This window comes from Microcoleus sp. K5-D4 (assembly GCF_036704575.1).
In the GTDB taxonomy this organism is placed as follows: Bacteria; Cyanobacteriota; Cyanobacteriia; order Cyanobacteriales; family Microcoleaceae; genus Microcoleus.
On sequence record NZ_JAUBSD010000042.1, the window covers coordinates 15,396 to 39,301 of the forward strand.

The 23,906-nt window shown below is 45.4% G+C and carries 15 protein-coding genes; 11 read left to right on the forward strand and 4 right to left on the reverse strand.

The features are described from left to right. The first annotated feature begins 544 nt into the window (after window positions 1-544). From QUA77_RS15000 to QUA77_RS15030, 7 genes are read left to right on the forward strand one after another with little or no spacing between them, the layout of a single operon-like run. Window positions 545-1,153 (forward strand): hypothetical protein, encoded by a 609-nt coding sequence (locus QUA77_RS15000; protein WP_333040842.1) that lies wholly within the window; start codon window positions 545-547, stop codon window positions 1,151-1,153. A 6-nt stretch (window positions 1,154-1,159) separates the two neighbouring features. Next, the gene (locus tag QUA77_RS15005) at window positions 1,160-3,874 is read left to right on the forward strand and encodes an OmpA family protein (protein WP_333450898.1); all 2,715 of its coding nucleotides are present in this window, start codon (window positions 1,160-1,162) and stop codon (window positions 3,872-3,874) included. Window positions 3,875-3,876: 2 nt separating this feature from the next. Next, on the forward strand, window positions 3,877-4,413 hold the full coding sequence (locus tag QUA77_RS15010; protein ID WP_333040844.1) for a Rab family GTPase: 537 nt from the start codon (window positions 3,877-3,879) through the stop codon (window positions 4,411-4,413). Next, entirely contained in the window at window positions 4,410-5,966 is a 1,557-nt protein-coding gene (locus QUA77_RS15015; protein ID WP_333040845.1) for a PAS domain-containing sensor histidine kinase, read from the forward strand. Before QUA77_RS15010 ends, QUA77_RS15015 begins: the two co-directional genes overlap by 4 nt. 57 nt (window positions 5,967-6,023) lie before the next feature. Further along, window positions 6,024-8,846 carry an adenylate/guanylate cyclase domain-containing protein gene (locus QUA77_RS15020; protein ID WP_333040846.1) on the forward strand — a complete coding sequence of 941 codons (2,823 nt, stop codon included), beginning with the start codon at window positions 6,024-6,026 and terminating at the stop codon, window positions 8,844-8,846. Between the two features lie 44 nt (window positions 8,847-8,890). Then, complete coding sequence (locus QUA77_RS15025) at window positions 8,891-12,598, forward strand: PAS domain S-box protein (protein WP_333450901.1); 3,708 nt, start codon at window positions 8,891-8,893, stop codon at window positions 12,596-12,598. 4 nt (window positions 12,599-12,602) lie between these two features. Beyond that, complete coding sequence (locus QUA77_RS15030) at window positions 12,603-13,724, forward strand: ATP-binding protein (protein WP_333040848.1); 1,122 nt, start codon at window positions 12,603-12,605, stop codon at window positions 13,722-13,724. Window positions 13,725-13,743: 19 nt separating this feature from the next. On the opposite strand, the gene QUA77_RS15035 is transcribed toward QUA77_RS15030, so the two are convergent. After that, window positions 13,744-14,916: an FAD-binding oxidoreductase gene (locus tag QUA77_RS15035; RefSeq protein ID WP_333450903.1), complete on the reverse strand. Its 1,173-nt coding sequence runs from the start codon at window positions 14,914-14,916 to the stop codon at window positions 13,744-13,746. 211 nt (window positions 14,917-15,127) lie between these two features. On the opposite strand from QUA77_RS15035, the gene QUA77_RS15040 reads away from it, so the two are divergent. Beyond that, window positions 15,128-15,406 (forward strand): hypothetical protein, encoded by a 279-nt coding sequence (locus QUA77_RS15040; RefSeq protein WP_333040850.1) that lies wholly within the window; start codon window positions 15,128-15,130, stop codon window positions 15,404-15,406. Window positions 15,407-15,456: 50 nt separating this feature from the next. Beyond that, on the forward strand, window positions 15,457-15,996 hold the full coding sequence (locus QUA77_RS15045) for a DUF2231 domain-containing protein (protein WP_333040852.1): 540 nt from the start codon (window positions 15,457-15,459) through the stop codon (window positions 15,994-15,996). A gap of 67 nt (window positions 15,997-16,063) precedes the next feature. Here the strand turns inward: QUA77_RS15045 and cutA are convergent, their stop codons facing one another. The 3 genes from cutA to QUA77_RS15060 all read right to left on the reverse strand — a co-directional run bounded on the left by cutA (window position 16,064) and on the right by QUA77_RS15060 (window position 20,420). After that, window positions 16,064-16,384, reverse strand: coding sequence for a divalent-cation tolerance protein CutA (gene cutA, locus QUA77_RS15050; protein ID WP_333450905.1), 321 nt, complete (start codon window positions 16,382-16,384; stop codon window positions 16,064-16,066). 330 nt (window positions 16,385-16,714) lie between these two features. Next, window positions 16,715-17,614, reverse strand: a complete 900-nt coding sequence (locus tag QUA77_RS15055) for a pentapeptide repeat-containing protein (protein WP_333040854.1) — start codon at window positions 17,612-17,614, stop codon at window positions 16,715-16,717. A 253-nt stretch (window positions 17,615-17,867) separates the two neighbouring features. Then, entirely contained in the window at window positions 17,868-20,420 is a 2,553-nt protein-coding gene (locus QUA77_RS15060; protein ID WP_333450907.1) for a VIT domain-containing protein, read from the reverse strand. Between the two features lie 299 nt (window positions 20,421-20,719). On the opposite strand from QUA77_RS15060, the gene QUA77_RS15065 reads away from it, so the two are divergent. Beyond that, a complete protein-coding gene (locus QUA77_RS15065; protein ID WP_333040856.1) occupies window positions 20,720-21,724 on the forward strand; it encodes an Rpn family recombination-promoting nuclease/putative transposase in 1,005 nt (334 codons plus the stop codon). Window positions 21,725-21,830: 106 nt separating this feature from the next. Further along, window positions 21,831-23,489: a CTP synthase gene (locus QUA77_RS15070; RefSeq protein WP_333040857.1), complete on the forward strand. Its 1,659-nt coding sequence runs from the start codon at window positions 21,831-21,833 to the stop codon at window positions 23,487-23,489. Window positions 23,490-23,906: the final 417 nt, after the last annotated feature.

A 23,906-nucleotide genomic window follows, 5' to 3' on the forward strand; every position in this document is an offset into this window, starting at 1 on the left:
TATGAATTTTTATAGGGCGATCGCAGGAGAAGAGGCTTCGAGGGGCACAGAGGGGCCGAGTTGGGCTGTATAAGTGCTTTCTGCTCAAAGGCTACATCCCTGGGAGCCGATCGGCGAGCGATCTGTGCAGTTTTTGAGTTATATATTATATATAATAGGACGTGGGCGCCCGCCCCCGCCCGCTTTTTGCCGGGGATCAAGCGCTGTGGTATGAGGCACTGTCAAGATGCGATATCATTGAAGATGTCAGTACAAGACATTAAAATCTACCCCGCTGTCCTGTATAGCAGCAAATCTACGCTTCTCTGAGCTTGCTGCAAGCAAAGGATCGCCAACCGCCATTTTTGGTGACAAGACCAGGCTCAAAAATTTGAATCTCAGGATATTTAGAGTCAAGACTCTAAAAAATCCCATCTCCGAGGCAGGGGTGAGAGTTCAAAAAATAAAAGCCCGCCCACTCAAAAAAGCTAGTGCCACCAACAACGGTAGTAAATCACTAGCACAGTTCTTAAACTCACAATCTCCGGAGATTCTAGGTACAAGCATGGCCGAAATAAGTAAAGAAGAAATGCGCGAACGGCTGGGAAATATCGACCAAATTCGCGATATAATTTTTGGAGCGCAGCTTAGAGAATACGACAATCGCTTCGATAAAATAGATTCCGACTTGTCCATGATGCAGCAAGATATGCAAGCTCGCATCGAACAAGTGAAGACAGTTCTGTCGGGAGAAATGAGGGCTGCCGTTGATTCGTTAGAAAAGAAAGTTAAATCGCTCAGCTCAAACACCCAAGAAGAAAGCGCAGATATCCGTCAGCAAGTCGATCGCGTTAACCGAAAATTCTCCAGCAGCATTGAAGCCCTTGACGAGGCTATTGACAATCAAACCCGTTCGCTTCGCGACGAACTCTCCCAAACCAGAGAGCGACTATCTGAAGAAACCCGCACTTTGAAAACACAGGTTTTTGAAGAACTAGATCGTCGATTTTCTATGCTCAGAGATGTTAAAGTTTCTAGAGACGACATGGCAGAAATTCTCTTTGAACTCGGTATGAGGCTCAAAGGAACAGAATTTGTACCCGAACTTAAAGGCGTTGCGGATAATAAGTTAAATACCGAATTTCTGTTGCCGGAGCGCCACCATAACGGATAATAACGCATGGCTTTACCGAAAGAAAATCCGGCTGACGAAAATGAGTTAGAGGGTTTTGTTTCTCAACCTGACGAGTCTGCTGCCGATACAGCAACCCAGCTAGAACCCTTGCTTAATCTGTTAGTCGATCTCAAAATTTTTGCAGGTTCCAACCAGCAAAATGCAGAGCCCGAAGATGACAGCAGTGGCGAAAATAATCAAGCTGGGGCCCTCGGCGGGTTGATGGATTTGTTAGGTATTTCTGAACAAGCGCCAGAGGAAGTTGCAGCGAGTGTAACCGAAACTAACGATCGCCAACCTGAGTCTGGCGATTCCCCGCCTGTTGCAGACGAGTTCAAAAGTTTGCTATTCGCTACTCACAAACTCAACACTTCAGAACTGGAAAAAGACTATTCCTCAGCTAAAACTATAGATGTTTCCGCGATCGCCCAGCCGGATTTGGAGGAGGCATCACAGCCTGTCCAAGAATTGTCTAACTTGACAATGAAAGATTCTCTACAGGAAGTACAGGCTCAAGAATCCCACGGGTTCGATCGGCAACAAGATATTTCCCCTCCCGAAACCGAGTCAAAATCCTCGGAAATTCCCGATAATCCCATAATTTCCACAGTCTCAGACTCACCAGAAACTGCAGATTTAGATCCGGTGGTTGCTTCGCTTCAATCGATGCCAAACTTGGTAGAACAGCCGACACCGATATCGCAGCCAGGAGAAATATTAGGCCAAATTAAACAGGATTTAAATGAAGCCGACAGCGCCATGGAAAGGCTGCAAAATCTGATGTTCGGATCGCAAATCTCGGATATCGAGCAAGTAAAAAGTCTGCTGGCAGAAAACGATTTGCCGGGGGTGCGCCACCTGATGGCAACAATCGACGATAAATTAGGAAAATTGGAGCACCAAATCTACGAGCCCCAAGAGTTGATTGAGTTGATGCTGCCTTGGATCGCAGAAATTCTCAGCCGCAAAATTGCCGATTCCAGAGAAGAAGTTGTCAAGGCGATCGTCCCAATTATTGACGAAGTGATTAGGGCAAAAACTCACGAAAACAAGTCGGCAATGAGTGCGGCAATAGCTGAGCTGCTTCCCGACGCACTTGCTCAACAAATAGTGAATTCGCCAGCGGAAATTGCCAAGGCGATCGCCCCAGAAATCGGTCTGGCGATTAAAGAGCAAATTCGCCTCGACCAAGAGTCGATCGCCCAAGCCCTCGCCCCCGAAATGGGCAAAGCGATTACAGCCCAAATAAAACTCGAACGCGACTCTATGGTGGATGCGCTCTATCCCGTAATTGGCAGTACAATTGCCCGATACATGGCAGAAGCTATTAAGACAATCAATGAAAAAGTGTCAAAGGCCATCAGCGTGGAAGGATTCAAAAGAAAAATTCGCTCCAAAGTACAAGGAGTTTCCGAAGCTGAATTAATCCTCCAAGAATCAGTACCCTTCACCGTCCAAGCAGCATTCTTAATTCAAAAAGCATCAGGCTTAATAATTTCTGAAGTTCAAAACTCAGAAAGCTACCAGTTAGAATCAGAAATGGTAGCAGGAATGCTCACAGCTATTCGCAGCTTTGTCAACGAGTGCATCGTGCAGCCGGGAGAATCTTCCGAACTAAATCAAATTGAATACGGCGCCTCAAAAATTCTGCTAGAAGTAGCGGGATATTGCTACATAGCCGTCGTGATTAAAGGAGAACCGCCAAACTTGTTCATCCAAAAAATACGACAAACCGTTAGTAATCTCATCCTTAATTATGGTCAAGTAATTCACGAGTTTAACGGCGATCCGGGTACTATACCGGACTCGCTGCACCCGTGTATAAAAACTTTATTCGACCCGCTACAAACGGAAAAATCAACAAAACCCCCGATCGCCCTAGCTGCTATCAGTTTAGCCGCCTTGAGCTTAATCTTAGTACCTTGGGGAATTTATCAGTACCGCAGCAGTGTTGATCGCCGCCTCGAAGCAAATGCCATCGCAGCTTTAGCATCCACTCCCGAATTAGCAGTTTACCGCTTAGATGTTGCAGTGGATGGCAAAACTTTAAAGCTAACCGGTAAGTTGCCAAATCAAGAATTGCGGGCACAAGCCGAAAAAATAGCCGCATCAACTGCACCAAAATTGCAATTAGATAATAGAATTATAGCTGTAGATGTGCCCCCAGATCCAGTTTTGACGGCGGCTGAGGTGCAGCGGATTACCGCCGTTTTGAACCAGAGAGAGGGCGTTTCTATTTCTACGCGGTATGGCGATCGCAAACTTACAGTAGAGGGCCGAGTTAGAGACGGTGCAGACGCACAGAAAATAGCTCAGTCCCTGAAGCAAATTCCCGGTGTTCAGTCGGTCATCAGTACGATTAAATTAGAGCCGCTGAAGATTACAACCCGCATCTACTTCGAGCAAGGAACGACAAAATTAGACTCAACAGATGAAGAAATCATCGCCAGTGTCAAAAAATTCATGGATCAATATCCTCAAAAACAGATTAAGATAATTGGGCACAGCGATCAAAGTGGAGAACTTGCTACAAATCAACAGTTGTCGCTCAGGCGTGCCGCAGCAGTGCGAGATGCTTTAGTGCGGCAAGGTGCTGACCCAAAGCGCCTCCAAACGGTTGGCATCCCCCATCCTCCTGCCGACGTGGAACCCAATCAACCGCGAATTTTAAGCAGATGCGTGCTATTTGAACCCATAACTAAGACCATAAACACTAAATAATTATGTCAGTTACTATAGCTAAAAAAATGTGTATGATCGGCGATTTTGGCGTGGGCAAAACCAGCCTAATCCGCCGTTTTGTCGATCGGCAATTCAGCGACCAATACCTCTCCACCGTGGGAGTAAAAATTTCTCGCAAAAACGTAGAATTAGAAGGCGTAAAACAGCGGGAAAACGTGACTGCACAGTTGCTAATTTGGGACTTAGAAGGGCATACAAAATTCAAAGGAATAGCACCGACTTACTTGCAGGGAGCAAGCGGCGTTTTGATCGTTGCCGATGTCAGCCGCTCGGAAACAGTTGAGCGAATCTCCGAACACATTCAGCTTTTTTCTTCAGTCAATCCTAAAGGATCAATTATCGTAGCTTTGAACAAAGTAGACTTGATTGATGAGGAAAAATTGGCGCTGCTAGTGGAAATGTCCCATTCGATAAGTCAAGACAAAGTAATAGCAGTGTGCACGACATCTGCTAAAACAGGCAAAGACGTTGACGAAATTTTCTACAAACTAGCTTACACAATGGTAGAACAAGTATGAACCCTCTGTTAAGAAAACTGTTAGGCCCGCGACAAACACAGTATTTTGTAGTTAATCACCATTTCATCATTCAGGCAACCTCCGCCGAAGTGCAGCATTATGCCGATACTCCGGGCGAGGCGATACCCGGTGCAGATGCGCGCCTAAGTTTTCCCGAACTGATTGGCATTGAAAATATCCTCATGTCTATCATTATGGGACGGTTGCCGGGTTTTGAAGTCAAAGGTATCGCTCGGTTTGCCGACCCGAATCGCCCTTTATACTTTGATATGTTGGCTATCAAATATGAAGAACAACAAGAAGATGTGCCAAGTAAATTGCTAATTTTGATTGAAGATACCACCGAAAAGATGGTAATGAAGCAATCCTTGATTCAGAGGGCGAATGAAGCTAATCTTTTGGTTAGTGCCTTAGCCGCTTCTAAAGATTATATAGATAAAGTTATTCGTTCGATGGGCGATGCTTTGTTGGTGACAACAACATTAGGAACTATCAAAACAATCAATCAATCTGCACAATGGTTATTTGGGTATAGCGAAGCAGAATTGATCGGCAACCCCCTGTCTTTAATAGTAGTAGAAGAAACATTAATTTACCAAGCTCGCCACCGCTATATTTTGTCTCAAAAAGAGCTGCGGAGAGAACTAGAAATAGTCTGCACTACAAAAGCAGGAGAAGAAATTTGGGTAGAATTTTCCTGTTCGGCAATTCAGACAGAATTAGAGGGACTTTACGATTTCATTTATATAGGTAGGGACATCACAGAACGCAAACAACAAGAAATAGAAATTCGTCGTTCTTTAGCAAAAGAGCAAGAACTCAGACAGGTAAAATCTCGTTTTTTCTCGATGATTGCTCACGAATTCGGCAATCCTTTAAGTACAGTATTATTTGCTACTAAAATCCTCCAAGACTACGGCGACGATATCACCCACGCGGAAAAACAACAATACCTGCAACACGTTAAATCAGCATCTCAACAGATGGCTCAGCTATTAGATGACGTGCGGTTGCTAAGCAGCGCCGAAGCAGGAAAACTCGAATTTTATCCTGCACCAGTTGACTTAAAAAAATTTTGCAGCGAGTTAGTAGAATCAATTAAAATTAGTTATGGAAAAAATCATACAATTAACTTTATTTATCAAGAATTAGTTACGCCCGCGAAACAAAATGATACCGACTCGCAGGAAACGCAACAGTGGCCCGCACTAGATCCAAAATTGCTGCGGCACATCTTGACAAATTTGCTGTCAAATGCTGTCAAATATTCGCCCCTCGATAGCCATATTTATTTTGAATTAAATTGTCACAATAATGAAGAAGCTACATTTAAAATTAAAGACGCAGGTATTGGCATTCCTCTCGAAGACCAAGAACAACTCTTTGAATCTTATTATCGAGCCAAAAATGTCGGAAAAATACCCGGTACAGGACTGGGTTTATCCATAGTCAAGCAGTGTGTAGACTTGCACGGAGGTCAAATCGAATTTTCCAGTGAGATAGGGCTAGGCACTACCTTTATAGTCAGAATTCCATTTGAGAAACAGAGATAAATAAATTAATTTTATATAATTAGATCCAGAGGGCGCCTTCAATACTAAAAACCTCACATGAAAACCTTGTTAAAAAAACTGTTAGTTCCCCACAACTTGGAGTACCTAGCACTGGATAAAAACTTTTTAATCCAAGAAATCTCTCTGAAAGTGCAGCGGTTTGCCGACTGTCCCGAGGAAGTAGTCGCCGGCAACGATGTCCGCATTCCCTTTCCCGAATTAGTGGGAACTGAAGAAATTTTAATCGATATTTTTGAGAAACGTTTGCCAAATTTTGAATTAAAAGCGATGACGCGACTATTAGAAAATGGTTCGCGGCTTTATTTTGATATGTATATAGTCGAGTTCACCAATGACGAGAATTATCAGAGATTAATTATATTTTTTCAAGACGTAAGCGACAGGATGGCTTTAGAACAAACTCTAGTGCAAGCTACCAATGAAATGGATATTTTATTGAGTACCTTAGCTGCTACTAATAATTATGTTGAAAAAATTATTACTTCAATGGCCGAAGTTTTGTTGGTAACTACAGCCTCGGGAAAAATTAAAAAAGTCAATCAAGCGGCTCAAGATTTGTTCAGTTACAGCGAATCAGAATTAGTAGGCCAGCAAATAGACGCTCTTGCGGCTTTTGGCTCCTCTTTGCAAGCACTCAGCCAGGAGCCTCAACACTTGCAAACTAACGCCGAAGTAATTTGCACGGCAAAAACCGGAGAAAAGCTAACAGTTTCGTTTTCCTGTACGGCGATTTCGACTGATATTAAAGGTTTTTCTGGCTCTGGGCCCGCCCTTCAAGATTTCGTGTACATTGGCCGCGATGTCACAGATAGACAGCGCGCCCGCAAGCGACAAATAACTCAGTACGTCACAACTCGCATCCTGTCGGCATCCGAAACAATCAAAAAAGCTATAGCAGCTATTCTCCCCGTAATTTGTGACAGCTTGGGATGGGATACTGCCGAACTTTGGATGCCCGAATCTGGGGAAAAACTGCTGTCAGAAACTAAGAGAATAACTGCGGTTTCCGACCCCAATTTGCTTCGCTGCGTCGCCAGTTGGACAAAACGCTCAGTTTCTATCCCCAAATTTGCCGAATTTACCGAACAAATGACTTGTGCGTTTGGCGAAGGATTACCCGGTTTCGTTTGGGCTAGCGGTTCCTCTCAGTGGATTGCCGATGTCGCAAAAAGCGACAGTTGTATGCGCCGCGAAATCGCTGCTGAAGAAGGGCTGCACGGAGCTTTTGGTTTTCCAATTGTGGGCGACTACGACCCGGACAATTCTGCAAAGTCTGTGTTGGGGGTGATGATTTTATTCAGCCGCGAAGTGCAGTGTTTTGATGAAGAATTGCTCCAGATAATGGCAACCATCGGCAGCCAACTCGGTCAATTTATCAAGCGTAAGCAAGCGGAAATAGCTTTGCGGGAAAGCGAAGAACAACTGCGAGACTTATTTGAAAATGCTACTGACTTAATTCAAAGTATTGGAGCAGACGGTCATTTTTTGTATGTAAATCGGGCTTGGCGGGAAACTCTGGGCTACACCGAAGCAGAAATTGCTCAAATGACTGTTTTTGATATCATTCATCCGAACAGTTCGCCAGAGTCTCTGGATATATTGTATCAAGCTATTACCGAACAGACGGTAAATGAAAATACATTGTATCCAGACTCTATTGAACTAACATTTATTACTAAATATCAGGAAAAAATTTTACTAGAAGGCAGCATAAGCTGTAAATTTGCGGTAGGTTCGCTAGTAGCGATTCGCGCTATTTTGCGAGACATTACTGCTCGAAAAATGGCCGAAGACGCCCTAGCAAAATCTGTGTCCCTGCTGCTAGCAACTTTTGATTCTACTGCGGACGGTATTTTAGCGATTGACAGGAGCGGAAAAATCGTCACTTTCAATCGACAATTTCTGGAAATGTGGGGCATACCTGATGAAGTGATGGCACTGCGAGACGAAGCCACAACGATCGCCTTTGTGCTGAACCAACTCAAAGAACCCCAAGCATTTCAAGAAAGAATACAATCGCTTTACGAGCAGCCAGAAGCCGAAAGTTACGACTTGTTGGAATTTCAAGACGGCAGATTTTTTGAACGCTATTCGCAACCGCAGCGGCTGGGGAATACAATTATCGGCAGAGTGTGGAGTTACCACGACATTACGGAACGCAAACAAGCAGAAGATGCCCTGCGGGAAGAACAAGAAAAATCAGAAAAGCTGCTGTTAAATATCTTGCCCAAGGCAATAGCAGAACGCCTCAAGAAAAACGAAACTACTATTGCCGAATACTTTCCGGAAGTGACTGTTTTGTTCGCCGACATTGTGGGGTTTACTGCTTTGTCTGCCGTCATGAATCCGATCGAACTCGTGGATCTCCTAAATAAGATTTTCTCAGGATTCGACCTTTTGTGCGAACGGCACGGTTTAGAGAAAATCAAGACCATCGGCGACGCATACATGGCAGTAGGAGGACTGCCTGAACCCAGGGCAGATCACGCAGATGCGATCGCCAAAATTGCCCTAGATATGCAAGCAGAAATAGCCAGATTTAATGCTAATAATAATAAATATTTTAGCATCCGCATCGGCATTCACAGCGGCGCGGTTGTTGCCGGAGTAATTGGTATAAAGAAGTTTATTTACGATTTATGGGGCGACACGGTAAATATTGCTTCCCGCATGGAATCTCAGGGTTTGCCTTGGCGGATTCAAGTGAGCGAAACTACTTATAAATTGTTGGAAAACAAATATTTATTTCAGGAGCGAGGAATGATTGAAGTTAAAGGCAAAGGGGTAATGAAAACTTATATTCTCATTGGTCGAAAATCAGGCAGCTCATCAGTCATCAATCATCTGGCTGATGACTAAAAGTATTGCTAAAGTTAATTAGCAATATTTTTTTACCAAGACTAATGGAACTTGCTAATTTGTCGGCAAATTTACGATCGCCCGACGAAGCTGTCGATCGCCACCCTGTGACGGTTGCGCCCTCAACTTCGCTCGCAGAGGCGATCGCCCTGATGCGTCGGGCGAGCAACCCTTGCCCACTGCCTAATTCACCTGCACTTCCCGACTCAAACGAAACTGTACAAGCATCGATTAGTTGCGTCTTAGTTGTCGATGAAAATCAGCTAGTCGGACTGCTAAGCCCGGAAGATGTGCTGAACTTAGCCGCCGCCGAATACGGATGGCAAGGCATGAAAGTTGCCGACGCAATGACGCGGAATTTAATTGTCTTACAAGAATCAGAATTTACAGATATTAATACCGCATTCAAGCTATTTTGTCAATACTCGATCGATTGCTTGCCAATTGTAGATGAACGGGGTCAGCCAGTAGGTATAGTCAGCGAAAAAAGGATTCGCCCAGCAATGTATAGCTGGATCGAGGCACTGCATCAAGAAGTGGCAAAACTCCAGGAACAATGCGAACTGTTAGAGGGCAATTGTGAACTAGAAAAAGCCAGCGATCGCCAAAATGCCGAAAATGCGATGCGGCAGAGCGAGGCGCGCTACCTGGCGATTGTGGAAGACCAAACCGAACTGATTTGCCGCTACCTCCCAGACGGTAAAATAACTTTTGTCAATCAAGCTTACTGCCGTTATTTCGGCCTGCAGCCGTTCGACTTACTCGGCAAATGCTTCATGTCGCTGCTGCCAGAAGCAGACCGAGAAATTTTTCAACAGCAATATACTTCTGTGTCTCCCGACAACCCTATTTTTACCTGCGAGCACCAAGTAATTTTGCCGAGCGGGGAAATTCGCTGGCAGCAGTGGATCGATCGGGCGATATTCGACGAGAGCGGACAAATCGTCGAGTATCAAGCAGCAGGCCGGGATGTCACGGATCGCAAACAAGCAGAAATCGCTTTGCAGCAGCTCAATGCAGAGTTAGAACGGAGAGTGCAGCAGCGGACACAATGGTACGAAATGGCAGTATCTGCAGGCAAAGTGGGGGTTTGGGACTGGAATTTGGAAACCGACGAAATCTATATTGCTCCGTCTTTGAAAGCTTTGTTGGGGTATCAGGACGCAGAGATTCCTAACCGCATGGAAAATTGGGCGTCTCAGGTTCATCCCGACGATCGAGTTGCAGTCGAGGAAGCAGTAAATGCTTATCTAGAGGGTTGGACAGAAATTTATGAAGTAGAACACCGGATGCTGCGTAAAGACGGCAGCACCTGCTGGATACTTGCCCGCGGCAGCGCGATCCGATCGGCTTCTGGCAAGGCCTTGCGCCTGACTGGCACTGACACCGACATTACCGAGCGCAAATTGACCGAAGAAAAACTCCAAAAATCCGAAGCCGAACTGCTGGCGCTGTTTAACGCCATGACAGATATCGTGCTGGTTTTCGACGCAAGCGGCCGCTACCTCAAAATCGCCCCCACGGCTCCCGAACTGCTGTACAAACCCGCTCCTGAAGTGCTGGGCAAAACCCTTGCCGAAATATTCCCAGAAGCGGAAGCTAATTTTGCCCTGACTCACATTCGCCAAACATTGGCATCTGGGCAAACCCACAGAGTTGAGTACAGCATGGAAATTGGCTGCAAATTATTTTGGTTTGATGCCAGTATTTCGCCACTGGAGCTCGATCGGGTGATGTGGGTCGCCCGAGACATTACCGCTCGCAAACAGGCAGAAGCTGCACTGCAAAAGAGCGAGGAAAAGTTTCGCAACTTATTTGACGATGCTCCGATCGCGCTTGGTTTGGCAAGCCTGCGCGACTTCCGCACGATCAAAGTGAATGGAGCTCACCGCCAGATGTTGGGCTACAGCGATTCTGAGTTGGCTAGCATGACTTTTACTGAACTCACGCATCCAGAAGATTTACAAGCAGATGTAGAGGAAGTCAAGGAGTTGATCTGTGGCAAGATTTCTCGCTTCCAAAGGGAAAAACGCTTGATTAAGAAGAATGGCGAGCTGATGTGGGCAAACTTGACGGTGACGCTGATCCGCGATCGCGAGGGCATTCCTCTCTACAGCATGGGGGCGATCGAAGATATCAGTTATCGTAAGCGAGCAGAAATGGAATTTCAGCAGTTAAAAGAACGCCTGCAATTTTTACTTGGTTCTAATCCGGCGGTAATTTTTACAGCCGCACCGATGGAGGACTTTTGTACTACTTACATTAGCGACAACGTTCAGACAATCTTTGGCTACGACCCCCAACAATTGTTAGCAGATTGTAAATTTTGGTCTAGCAGGATTCACCCTGAAGATCGACCACAATTTCTAGTAAATTTTTCGGATTTGTCCGAGGAAAAAAATTGCATTTGCGAGTATCGTTTTCTACACCAAGACGGAATTTACCGTTGGCTAAGGACGGAACTAAAACTATTGGTTGACAGCATGGGCATTCCGATCGAAATTATTGGTTATGCCGCTGATATCAGCAATTCTAAATACGCCGAACTCGCTAGGGGGCAGCAGTTCGAGCAAGAACGGCTTGTGGAGGCGATCGCCCGTCGTGTCCGCCAGTCTTTGCAATTAGAGGAAATTCTCAACACCACGGTTGCCGAACTCCAGCAAGTATTATTAGCCGATCGAGTTTTGGTTTATCAACTTTTACCCACAAGCGGCGGGCGAGTAATTGCTGAAGCCGTGGCAGAAGGATGCAGCCAACTCGTGGATAGATATTTTGGGGAAGAGGTTTTTCCAATCCAAAGTTATCAGCTTTATCTGCAAGGGCGAATTTCTGCGATCTCCGAACTAGATGACCCCTCCATTACACCTTGTGTGGTGGAGTTTATGAAACACATTCAAGTTAGGGCAAAGTTAGTAGTGCCGATTATTCAGCACAGCCAGCTTTGGGGATTGCTGATTGCCCACCAATGCGATCGCCCTCGTGATTGGAAAGAATCGGAAATCAATTTATTTCAGCAGTTGGTGAATCAATTGGCGATCGCCATTCAGCAATCTCTACTTTACCAGCAACTGCAAGCTGAACTGAGCGATCGCAAACAAGCAGAAGCAAATTTGAAAAACTCCCTGAGAGAAAAAGAAATTTTGCTCAAAGAAATTCACCACCGCGTCAAAAACAACCTCTGCGTAGTTGCCAGTCTGTTAGAATTGCAATCAAACACAGTTGCCGACCCGCAAGTAAGCAAAATGTTTGAAGAAAGTCAGAATCGCCTTTATTCTATGGCTCTGATTCACGAAAAACTGTACCGTTCGACTAACCTAGCCCAAATTAATTTTGGCGAATATCTCGAAGATTTGGTAAGTAATTTGTTTCACTCTTACAATATTAGCAACAACCAAATTCAGTTGCAGGTATTAGCTGAGCCAATTTCCCTAAATCTTGAAACTGCTACTCCCTGCGGTTTAATTGCCAATGAATTGGTTTCAAATACCCTGAAACACGCTTTTCCTGATGGCACAACTGGTACAGTTAGTGTTGAATGCTATCAAACGGGAGATCAAGAAATCAACCTCTTAGTTAAGGACAACGGCATTGGCTTTCCTCAAAACTTAGATTTTCGGAAGACTCATTCGATGGGGTTTCAAGTTGTATGTACTTTGACCGAGCAGTTAGAAGGAACTATCGAAATATCCCGAGAATTTGGTACATCTTTTCACTTAAAATTTAACGAGTTAAACTACTTTCAAAGATTGTAACAATATGAGCTTGGTCGAAAAACCCATTCAGATTTTGATTGTCGAAGACGAACTGTTAATTGCTAAAAATTTATCCCCTAAATTAGAAAAATTGGGATATCAAGTCGCTGATATCGTTTCTTCTGGAGCGGATGCCATCCAGCGCGCCCGCGAACTAAGACCCGATTTAATTTTAATGGACATAGTTATCAAAGGCGACATTGACGGCATAGAAACAGCAGCAATAATTAATCAAGAATTAGATATACCAATTATCTATACAACTGCCTATGCTGACGACGAAACTTTGCAGCGAGCCGAAAATACGGGTTCTTACGGCTACCTGCTCAAACCTTTTAAAGAAAGAGAAATGCACGCCACTATCAAGATAGCACTGAGCAAACACCAAGAAGCAGTTATCCTGAAAAAAATAATGGCCTTAGCAGCAGAAAAAAGCGAAAACAGATCGCGGTTTATTTCGATGGCTTTCCACGATTTAAATACTCCTTTAACTACTATACAGTTATCGGCTGAAATGCTAGAAGATAGCGACTTGCATAGAACCCCCGGAACGAAGAATAAAAATGTTGATCGCATTAAAAAAGCAGTCAGTAATATGAGTGGGTTGCTGGAAGATATTTTAATGCTTAGCAAAGCAGAAGCAGGGAAAATTTCCTTAAATTTAAATCCGATTAATGCCACGGATTTATGCAATTCTATTTTAGAAGAGCTGCAACCTATTCTCACCGACAAACACCTAGTACATTTCCGCAGTCACACAAATCCGCTGCACGCCAATCTTGATGCCAAACTACTGCACCACCTTCTGACTAATTTGCTTTCAAACGCTATTAAATATTCTCCTAACGGCGGCAAGGTAAGTTTAGACTTAAGCTGCGAAAACCAACAAATAATTTTGTGCGTTCGAGATGAGGGAATTGGGATGACACCGGAATATCAAGGAAAACTATTTCAGCAGTTTGAACGGGGTGCTAATGTAGGCAATATTAAAGGATCGGGTTTGGGACTCTGCATTGTCAAACACATAGTTGACCTGCACGGCGGTACAATAAGTGTGGAAAGTGCGATCGACAAAGGTACTACCTTTATTGTCGCGCTGCCTTTTTGTGGTGACGATAACAGCTAACAGTTAACATTAGTCATTTTCAGCAAAATCTATTGGGAGACAAAAGTTTGATCGCCCTATCTTCTTCTCCCCCCGCCGCCTTCGCAAATCGCTCAGCCAAAGCAGGTACAATCACCAAAGGATTGCTGAGCCCCGAAAAAACGTGCAATCCAGGGCGATCGGCAATCGGTCCCATTACAGGCAAATTATCAGCGCTGAATGCCACACTACACTCGTGCCAAGTTGCCGGTAAGCCTGCCAAATCAGGCAAAACCTTGCGGATTCCTGCACGAATTGCCGTTTCGCTGGTTTCGCGATCGACTTTAGCATTCAAATCGCTCAAAGTGCGAGACAATTGCCCGATCCGCAAACTCCCATCCTTAAACCCAATTGCACCCGAATCTAAAATCGGCGACAGCAACTCTTTACCAGGTTCATCCCAAAGAAAATCCACCTCATTTCTACTCGATTCTGCTTCCAATTCAAAACGTTTTAATACCGCAGGCATCACCAAAGTTCTGAGTTTCAAATCCACAGGTGCAGTTTCCAAAATCTCCGTGCGAGTAAAATAAACTCCCACAGAAACACCAGCAGCTTTCAGCAAACTCCGACTCCAACCTCCAGCACAAACCACAGTATTTTCACAACGATAAATTCCCTGCGCCGTCTTGACTCCCGAAATCCGATTTCCCTCTTCTATAAACCCAATTACTTCAGCAAATTCTATTGTTCCTCCCAACCGCAGAAACCCTTGACAATAAGCTTTATTTGTGGCAGTCGGCGAAATGTGACCGTGACGCACAGTCAGAGCTCCGGCGATCGCACTTTTATTCAGCAAAGGTTCCAACTCGCCAGCTTCTGCAACACTCAAAAGCTGCGGAACAATCGCAAAATGTGCGTAATTAGCCGCCACTTTTTCGGCATCATTGCCCGCATCAATTGTCAGCAACAAATCCAACTCGCGCAACTCAGTATCCGCATCTAATTCCGCCGATAAATGGCGGTGGCGTTCGATACCTTCCCGACACAATTGGCGAGTTAAATCAGTCGTCCCCGACCAATAAGCCAAGCCACCATAACTAAAACGAGTAGCATTTTGCATGGCAGCATCTCGTTCCAAAAGCAGCACAGCAAAACCTTTTTTTGCCAGTTCGTAACTCAGTGATGCACCAGTAATGCCACCGCCGACAACAATCCAATCGTAACTTTTCATGGGCAACTCAAAGGGAAGGAAAATATCATGCTTAGATTTTAGCTTACGTTTTTTCGGAACCAATCGAAAAACCTCTACCTACAGGAAGAGGCTGCCTGCGATCGCCCTAACTGAAACTTCCACCCGTCGGGAGATGTTTGTGCAGGGAGATTTTTCGTTCAATAGTAGGAATTAGAGTCAGCAAAAAATTAGAAATACCAGAGAGGTTTTTATGAGTATCGACAAACCAGGCAAAGATATGGAGCGCACGGTCAATCCGGGCGATCGCATTTCTGATGAACCGCAAACCATCGAAGAAAAAGCCAAGCAACTGGCGGTAGACCACGTGCCAGACATCACGGGCGATGTTGTTACAGTTCCAACTTATGTGATCGTAGAAGAACCGGATGGGGAAAAGAAAGCCCTGCACCACGTCAAAGACGCCGAGGAAATTTCCGACGTAATTCGGCAGGCCCGCGTTGACGAAAATGGCGAGCGGATTTGGGATTAAGTTCAATCCAATAAAAATGGGTTTGTTGTACAAAAGTTACTGTAGAAATCATGGAAACAAATCAAAGAAATAGTACGCCTTATCCCAATATTCCGCCGATTCTCGAAAGTGACGACTCAGAGTATCGCGACGCCGGCATTACGAGTACGCTTTCAGTTGCAGGCCATCCCATCCACCCCATCATCGTGATCTTTCCGGTAGCCTTTTTAGTAGGAGCCGCGGGCACGGACATCGGTTATTGGCTCACAAGCGATCCGTTTTGGGCCAGAGCTTCGGTTTGGCTGATGGGTGTCGGTTTTGCTGCGGGGATTTTGGCAGCAATCACGGGCTTTTTAGATTTTTTCAAAGTTAAAAGAGTGCGCGCTCGCAGTGCTGGCTGGTTGCACATGGGCGGCAATGTGGCGGTTATGGTACTTACCCTGATTAACTTGCTGTTGCGACAAGGAAATCCGGCTGAGCCGATAGTATATACAGGTTTAGCAATATCGATCGTCGTTGCAACCTTGCTGGGCATTACAGGCTGGTTCGGCGGCGAACTAAGTTTTCGCCACAAAATCGGCGTCATCGGCCCTACCAGTCATAATTCGTAGGTTTATGACCATTTGTAGTAGGGACTTCCGTCCCTCTTCATTTGACACTTTAGGACTAAAGTCCTTACTACAAACTTAAAGATTGTCCCAGCCAATTGAGATAAGCATCGCTGCCAGCGATAATAGGAATAGCAATAATTTCGGGAACTTCATAGGAATGGAGTTCCTGAACTTTTGTTTTTAAAGCCTCAAATTTAGCCAAATCAGTTTTAATCACCAACTGCCACTCTGACTCGGAATGAATCTCGCCTTGCCAACTATAAATAGAGCGAATCGGCGACAAACTCACACAAGCAGCCAGCTTGTGTTCAACTAGAGATTTAGCAATATTCTCCGCCTCCGCCTCCGATGCAGCAGTTACCAGCACGACGCCAAAATTAACAGTCATAACGATTTGAGATTTGAGATTTCAGATTAAAGATTTGATTTCAACAGAAAACCTTGAACTTAGTCACTTGTAGCGCAACAGCCCAGGCTACGTCCGGCGTGGATATCTGCCACTTTTAATAATTCTAGGACTTAGGCACCGATGCCTAGAAACCGGGTTTTTCAACCAAAATACTTAGTTTAAACCCTCAATCTCGGTAAAAAAACCCGGTTTCTTTGTGCGCGAGTGCGTCCATTGATTTTAAAGCAGTGCGAGCGTCCCGCTGGCACTCGCCTATAATTCCATATTTACCAGATTTGATATTCCCAATTACCAATTCCCCATTACCCATTACCCATTTTTAATTTCCGTAACTTCCCAAGAATTGACTTTGCCAGCCCCAGCTAAAGAAAAATAGCGCCTAGTAGATTCCGGCAAAATAGCTCCCGCCAACAAAGCATTATCTAAATTAGCTCCTATTAACGTCGCCTCGCTCAAATCGGCCGCCATCAAATCTGCTTGACACAACTTTGCCCAATTCAGATTTGCCCCTCTCAAACAACTTCCCCTCAACTTAGCCCCGGTTAAGTTTGCACCCGCCAACTTCACCCCACGCAACTGAGCCGCGCTGAAATTCGCCCCTGCCAAATTCGAGCCTTCCAAATTAGCTCCCATTAGTTTAGCTTCGCTCACGTTAACTCCGCTTAAATCTGCACCGCAGAGATTCACCCCTGTCAACTGCGCTCGCCGCAGACTGACTCCGGTTAATTGAGCTCCAAAAAGTTTTGCATTATTGAGCCTTGCACCGTAAAGGTTAGCCCACTTAAAATTAGCTGCCGTCAGATTCGCGCCCAGCAAGTTAACTAATTGCAAGTCGGCGCTGCACAAATTGGCATTCCACAACACAGCGCCCCGCAGGTTGGCGCTAGTTAAAGTTGCGCCACTTAACTTTACTCTGGGCAATTTTGCTTTTACCAAAAAAGCTCCACTCAAATTAGCTTTTGTCAAATCTGCACCCGAAAGTTGGGTTTCGCCCATTTTGGCAAAAGTCAGATTTGTTCTTTGCATCTGTGCATCGTTGAGTGTTGCTTTGGTGAGAAACGCCCTGCTGAGGTTCGCCCCGGAAAGATTAGCTCGCGAAAGGTTGACTCCGATTAAGATTGCTCCGCTGAGGTTTTTCCCGCTGAGGTCGGCTCCAGTAAAGTCTCTTTGTCCTTTTTCGTAATTGTTGAGCAGTTCACTAACTTCCATAGGGCATCATACCTTCTATGATTGTGGGGTTTCGATCCAGAAATCTTTACTGTTAAGGTTGTTTCAGAAAGGAAACTGTTTCAGAAAGGAAACTGTTTTAGCGTTTGCCTCAAACGGTATAAATTTCCTTAACATCACTTTCTGTTTAAAGGCAATCTCTTAATAAAGATTTTATATCTTCCACGGGGTAGCGATCGCGCTTTCGGTATTTTTGAATTAAAAGTTAATATTTTTTGAGATAGATACTCCTTGCTTAACGATCGACAGTAATTCGCAACTTCAGGCGCAGCGTGCCCTTGAACCCTGCAGGAGGTTGCCAGGAACTCAGGGATCTCTGGAGAGTTTCTACGGCGTCTGTTGCTTGCAGCGTCGAGGTTTGAGGGTCGTTAGCGAAGCCCTCGAAGAGGATCGCCAATCGGGCAACGCGGCCGTCTTGTACCGATAACTCCCATACCGTTTCACCGCTAACCCCCGCCGGGAGATTAACAGATTGCAGGTATTGAGTCAAAGCCGCGATCGCCCCGGCATCCAACCCTTCGGCGCTAATTACTTGGAGGCGAGAAACCAAAGGCTTCGGGCGTTGCAACTCACCGTAACCGGGCTGCCGCGGCATAGCAGGAATTGGACTCACCGGTGCCGAGTTGCGATTCGAGGTAACGCTGCGAGAGCCACCCCTAGTTTGCTCTGCCCCTCCCGACTCGAAAATACCCTCATAGCTGACACCCTGCGGCAATTCCACAGGCACTTGCACTCGACGACGAGTTCCATCTGGTTCGACTCGCACTTCTTCGCTCACAGCCACAAAAGCCGTGTATTCCGACAGCAACCGATAAGTCAGAGCAGTATTAGTCACAGCTTCCACCAAAGATTTAGTCTCGCCACCAAACATTTGATTCATTAAATCTTTAATGCGCGATCGCCCCCAAAGCTGAGCTACCGCCGAATTGCCAAAATCCGTAGCGGTTGCTGCGACTGATGTTGACTCCCGCTGCCGCCCGCCGGATTGAGCAAAATTAACAGGTAAAACTTGCTCGTAAGCTTTGCCGCCGGCAAGAGTGCCGCGGATGCGAAGTTGACCGTTAGTTCGATCGGCCTTTTTGCCAAACAAAACCAGCGGCTGACTCGCAAACAAGTCTGGGGGTGCGATCGGATAAATTTCTGGTTTTTCCCCCATTCCCTCCCAACTAATTTGAATCTCAGTCAATACCGGACGATTAATTTCCCGAAAAAACTTTTCTGCCGCTTCTGCTGACGGTTCATCTTGACGAATTACTTGAGACGTGCCTCTTCCCACTTCCGCCAAACGGTTAATCAAAAACCGATTCACCGAACCGCCGACACCAAAACTATAAAGTCGATTTCCCGGTTTCAGACTCCCCTGAACCCTGGCTAACACTTCATTTTCATTACCAATGTAACCGTCAGTAATTAGTACAATACTCCGCAGCCTTCCCGTTGCCGCCGCCGGAAAATTCATCACTGCTTGAATGCCGTTAAGCAGTTCAGTACCACCGTTTGCCTGCAACTTGTCGATATAATTTATGGCGCTTTGTCGGTTGGCAGCCGTATTTGCTAAAGGAGTTGTTGAAAGCGCTTGCGCAGTGTTGGCAAAATCAATAATAGTAAAAGTATCGTTGGGATTCAGCCCTTGAATGAAGCGGCGCATCAACTCCTTAGATTTTGCCAGCGGTTCGCCCTGCTGAGAACCGGAAGTATCCATCAGAAACACGACATCTTTGGGTACAATTTCATTAGTTTTGTAGTGTAATGCCGGAATCAGATAAGTAGCAAAATGACCGCCCCGCTTGTCCGATTGAGTCAAAATAGTTGCCCGAGTATTTTCGCCCGCGACTCGATAGCGCAAAATTAAATCTTTATTGGGAATTGTGTCTGAATTGGCTAATTGGACTTGCACAATATTGCCGCTGCGGTCAGTTGTAATTTGATGGGAAGTAGAGCGGACATCGCCGATCGCAACTCCGGCATCTATTTCTACCGACACAGCAATATTGTGACCAGATCGCGTTCCTGGAGGCAAGACAGGCGGGTTAATGCGATCGGCACCTGAACCATCGCCCCCCCTTAGCAAGGGGGGGTTGGGGGGGGTCGTATTTCCCGAAATATAGCGAGGCCCTACCACCATTGGAAACACAAATTCGTAATCGCCACCGACAAACTTGAGACTTTCCGTGTAGCGAATCGTAACTTCAATTTTTTCTCCGGGTTTGATATTAGCGAGAGACTGAGTAAAAATATTGGATCGTTCTTGTTCCAACAAACCCGCAGTCCGACCTTGCTTTCTGGCTTGTTCGTAAATTTCCAAAGCTTCCTCGCGGCGTTTGATATCAGCTTTAATAGTTCGTGATCCTATTTTAATTTCCATATCATCCACCGCCGCTTCGTCGGGCAAAGGAAATACATAAACAGCTTCTATAGATTCAGGAAAAGGATTTTCAAACTTCTGAACAACTTCGACGCGGGAGATATTGCCAGCTATTTTGGCTTTAACTTCAGTCTGCTTGAGAGGAAAGACTTGTTCTGAGGTCGTATTTGGAGTTTTGACGAACAAACCGCCGACTGGACAGCGATTTTGTGGCGATCGTCCGCCATTGCAATTAACATCGTTACTAGCGAGGATTTTCGGCGACACAGACGAATAAATTTCCCCAGGATCTTTTGCCCGCGCTGCATTGGGAGCAAGCCACGCGCCACACTCGTTAGCGAAGCCCTCGAAGAGGATCGCAGCGAGCAATGCCATACCAGCAGAAAGCAACCGTTGAGGGGATAAAACGCAGACAAACTTCATAGCTGTTTTTTTAGCAGACTTGAGGTGCTTTGTTTACCATGACTTTACGCTTCGCGAAACGTTCCTGAGTTAGCTTTCTGGGAAAAATGACTGAGCGCGTAGGGCTGATTTTAGATTGACTCCACAGGCGCTAATGGGGGACTAGAACTTTTGTCTAGACTGCTGTGGGCTTCCATCCGTCTTGGGGTGATGTCGGTTGGGGCGATCGTCCGCGAACCCAACCTAGAAGATTGTATGATAGTTAAATAATTAAATAACTCTAACCTCAACCTCTCAAGCTCTAATAAATTGAAAAAGCCATGAATTTTATTAACCCCAAAACCGACTTTGCCTTTAAAAAAATCTTCGGCTCTGCTGACAGCAAAGACATTTTGATTAGCTTCTTAAATGCCATCCTCTACGAAGCGCAGCCAGTCATCGAAGATTTAGAAATTCTTGACCCTTATTTAGCTCCCAAAATCAAAGGAGTCAAAGATACTTACTTGGATGTTAAAGCTAAAATTAGTGGTAGCAAAACAGTGATTATTGAGATGCAGGTATTGAATGTAGAATCTTTTGAAAAACGTATTTTATACAATGCTACCAAAGCTTACTCAGTGCAATTGAAAAGCGGAGAAAACTACAACCTATTAAATCCCGTGATTGCCTTAACGATTACAGATTTCCAAATGTTTGAGCATCTGGAAACAGTAATTTCGCGGTTTTGTATCAAAGAAAAAAACAACTTGGTCGATTATTTGGCGGATGAATTAGAATTTGTATTTGTTGAGTTGCCCAAATTTGACAAGACTTTAGCAGAATTAGAGACTCTGACTGATAAGTGGATATATTTCATGAAAACAGCTCGGACGTTAAGGTCTGTGCCGGAAGAGTTGGGAAATGTACCGGAACTCCGCAAAGCTTTTACAATTGCCAATGAAGCAAATCTCGATCCTGATGAATTGGAAGATTTAGAAAGGCGAGAAATTTTTATTCAAGACCAGCGCGGTGCAATTACAAAAGCTACCAGAATCGGGATAGAACAAGGAATCAGACAAGGCATCGAACAAGGCATCGAACAAGGCATCGAACAAGGCATCGAACAAGGCATCGAACAAGGCATCGAACAAGGCATCAAACAAGGAAATGTGACATTAATTGTTCGTCAGTTGGAGCGCAGTGTCGGCCTGCTGTCGCCGGAGATCAAAACCAGCATCGCTCAGTTATCCGCTCAGCAATTAGAGAATCTAGGAGAGGCACTATTAGACTTTGCCAGTGTGTCAGATTTGACAACTTGGTTGCAAGCACATAACAATCGTCAATAATTTGGTCAAATGGGTGTAGGGGCAATCCCCCGTGGTTGCCCTTATGGATTACCTATGTCACATTTGAGTCTGACCTGACATTGAAACATCTAAAGTCGAAAATCCTATGAGCAAATTTGTGTTTGTGACTGGCGGCGTGGTTTCCAGCATCGGCAAGGGTATTGTCGGTGCTTCTTTGGGCCGCCTATTGAAGTCGCGGGACTATTCAGTGTCGATTTTGAAGCTAGACCCCTATATTAACGTTGACCCCGGCACTCTCAGCCCGTTTCAGCACGGAGAAGTTTTCGTGACGGAAGACGGTGCGGAAACTGACCTGGATTTGGGGCACTACGAGCGTTTTACCGATACTTCAATGTCTCGCCTCAATAGCGTCACCACGGGTTCCATTTATCAAGCGGTGATCAACAAAGAACGCCGCGGCGAGTATCAGGGGAGTACGGTGCAGGTGATTCCGCACATCACTAATGAGATTAAAGAGCGCATTCACCGAGTAGCCAAAAATACTAATCCCGATGTCGTGATTACGGAAATCGGCGGAACGGTGGGAGATATTGAATCTTTGCCATTTTTGGAGGCAATTCGCCAGTTTCGCAAGGATGTCGGCCGGCAAAATGTTGTGTATATGCACGTCACGCTGATACCTTGGATTCCTTCGGCTGGGGAGATGAAAACTAAACCGACTCAGCATTCGGTGAAGGAATTGCGGTCGATCGGCATTCAACCAGATATTTTAGTGTGTCGGTGCGATCGCCCGCTGTCTTTGGGCATGAAACAGAAATTGTCGGAATTCTGCAACGTACCCGAAGAATGTGTCATCACATCTCAAGATGCTAAAAGTATCTACGAAGTACCCCTGATGATGGAACAGGAGGGTTTGGCGCAACAAACGCTCAATTTGCTGCAACTGGAACATCGCCAGCCAGATTTGCATCAGTGGCAAACTTTAGTCAACAGGCTTTACAGTCCCAATCACAAAATTGATATTGCTTTAGTTGGCAAATACGTGCGGTTGAACGATGCTTATCTTTCAGTGGTCGAAGCTTTGCGGCACGCGGCAATTGCGATCGGCTGCGACCTGAATTTGCGCTGGATTAACTCAGAAGATTTAGAATCGGGAAACCTCGATAATTATCTCAAAGATATCAACGGCATTCTTGTACCGGGAGGTTTTGGGGTTCGGGGAGTGGACGGCAAAATAGCGGCGATAGAATATGCTAAACACAACAAAATTCCATTTTTGGGATTGTGTTTGGGGATGCAGTGTGCTGTGATTGAATGGGCGCGCAACATCGCCCAACTAGAGGATGCCAACAGCGCTGAATTTGACCCGGATACATCAAATCCGGTAATTAATTTATTGCCAGAACAGCAAGATGTAGTCGATTTGGGCGGTACAATGCGACTGGGTTTGTATCCGTGCCGTGTCAACCCAGACACGCTAGCTTTCAAACTTTATCAGAAAGAAGTGATTTACGAGCGGCACCGCCATCGGTACGAATTTAACAACGCCTACCGCAATCTTTTCTTAGAATCAGGTTATGCAGTCTCCGGTACATCTCCAGACGGCCGATTGGTAGAAATGATCGAATTTCCCAACCATCCCTTTTTCATAGCCTGCCAATTTCACCCCGAATTCCAATCTCGACCTAGCACCCCCCACCCATTGTTTCAAGGGTTTATCCAGGCGGCTAGCATCCAGGGAAAGCAGGATGTTTTAGAAGATGAGGGTCGCGACTTGGTGGCTGGGAAAGTTGTCGCCAACTGATCTCATATCATGTGCGATCGATGAGTTCTGATATATTAGATGTCTGTAGGGGCGGTTCAGAATAGACAATATTCAAATCGCCCCTACAATGGACATTACAAAACCCACCCAACAGACCAATAGGATTTGATAGGGGTCGCACTTACCGGACTAGATATCGGGCAGCATTCTCAACGAGTGAAAAACCTCCCCCCCAACCCCTATGCTAGGGCTGGGGGGATAGTACCACAAGGGAGAAGGCAGAAGGGAGAAGGCAGAAGGTAAAAATGCTAATATTTTTCTTAACTTTTTACGGCTTTCAAGGGTGATACCAGTTTCCCAAAAAAATGCAACTTTAGGCAACTTCCCAACCCCGATAGTCATCTGTCATGCCCAATCTAAAATCTACAATCTAAAATCTAAAATGGTAGGAGTTGT

What these genes read in the sequence shown, in the direction of transcription:
- QUA77_RS15000 (WP_333040842.1), top strand. Translation starts at nt 545, where the DNA reads ATGGCCGAAATAAGTAAAGAAGAAATGCGCGAACGGCTGGGAAATATC.
- QUA77_RS15005 (WP_333450898.1), top strand. Translation starts at nt 1,160, where the DNA reads ATGGCTTTACCGAAAGAAAATCCGGCTGACGAAAATGAGTTAGAGGGT.
- QUA77_RS15010 (WP_333040844.1), top strand. Translation starts at nt 3,877, where the DNA reads ATGTCAGTTACTATAGCTAAAAAAATGTGTATGATCGGCGATTTTGGC.
- QUA77_RS15015 (WP_333040845.1), top strand. Translation starts at nt 4,410, where the DNA reads ATGAACCCTCTGTTAAGAAAACTGTTAGGCCCGCGACAAACACAGTAT.
- QUA77_RS15020 (WP_333040846.1), top strand. Translation starts at nt 6,024, where the DNA reads ATGAAAACCTTGTTAAAAAAACTGTTAGTTCCCCACAACTTGGAGTAC.
- QUA77_RS15025 (WP_333450901.1), top strand. Translation starts at nt 8,891, where the DNA reads ATGGAACTTGCTAATTTGTCGGCAAATTTACGATCGCCCGACGAAGCT.
- QUA77_RS15030 (WP_333040848.1), top strand. Translation starts at nt 12,603, where the DNA reads ATGAGCTTGGTCGAAAAACCCATTCAGATTTTGATTGTCGAAGACGAA.
- QUA77_RS15035 (WP_333450903.1), bottom strand. Translation starts at nt 14,916, where the DNA reads ATGAAAAGTTACGATTGGATTGTTGTCGGCGGTGGCATTACTGGTGCA.
- QUA77_RS15040 (WP_333040850.1), top strand. Translation starts at nt 15,128, where the DNA reads ATGAGTATCGACAAACCAGGCAAAGATATGGAGCGCACGGTCAATCCG.
- QUA77_RS15045 (WP_333040852.1), top strand. Translation starts at nt 15,457, where the DNA reads ATGGAAACAAATCAAAGAAATAGTACGCCTTATCCCAATATTCCGCCG.
- cutA (WP_333450905.1), bottom strand. Translation starts at nt 16,384, where the DNA reads ATGACTGTTAATTTTGGCGTCGTGCTGGTAACTGCTGCATCGGAGGCG.
- QUA77_RS15055 (WP_333040854.1), bottom strand. Translation starts at nt 17,614, where the DNA reads ATGGAAGTTAGTGAACTGCTCAACAATTACGAAAAAGGACAAAGAGAC.
- QUA77_RS15060 (WP_333450907.1), bottom strand. Translation starts at nt 20,420, where the DNA reads ATGAAGTTTGTCTGCGTTTTATCCCCTCAACGGTTGCTTTCTGCTGGT.
- QUA77_RS15065 (WP_333040856.1), top strand. Translation starts at nt 20,720, where the DNA reads ATGAATTTTATTAACCCCAAAACCGACTTTGCCTTTAAAAAAATCTTC.
- QUA77_RS15070 (WP_333040857.1), top strand. Translation starts at nt 21,831, where the DNA reads ATGAGCAAATTTGTGTTTGTGACTGGCGGCGTGGTTTCCAGCATCGGC.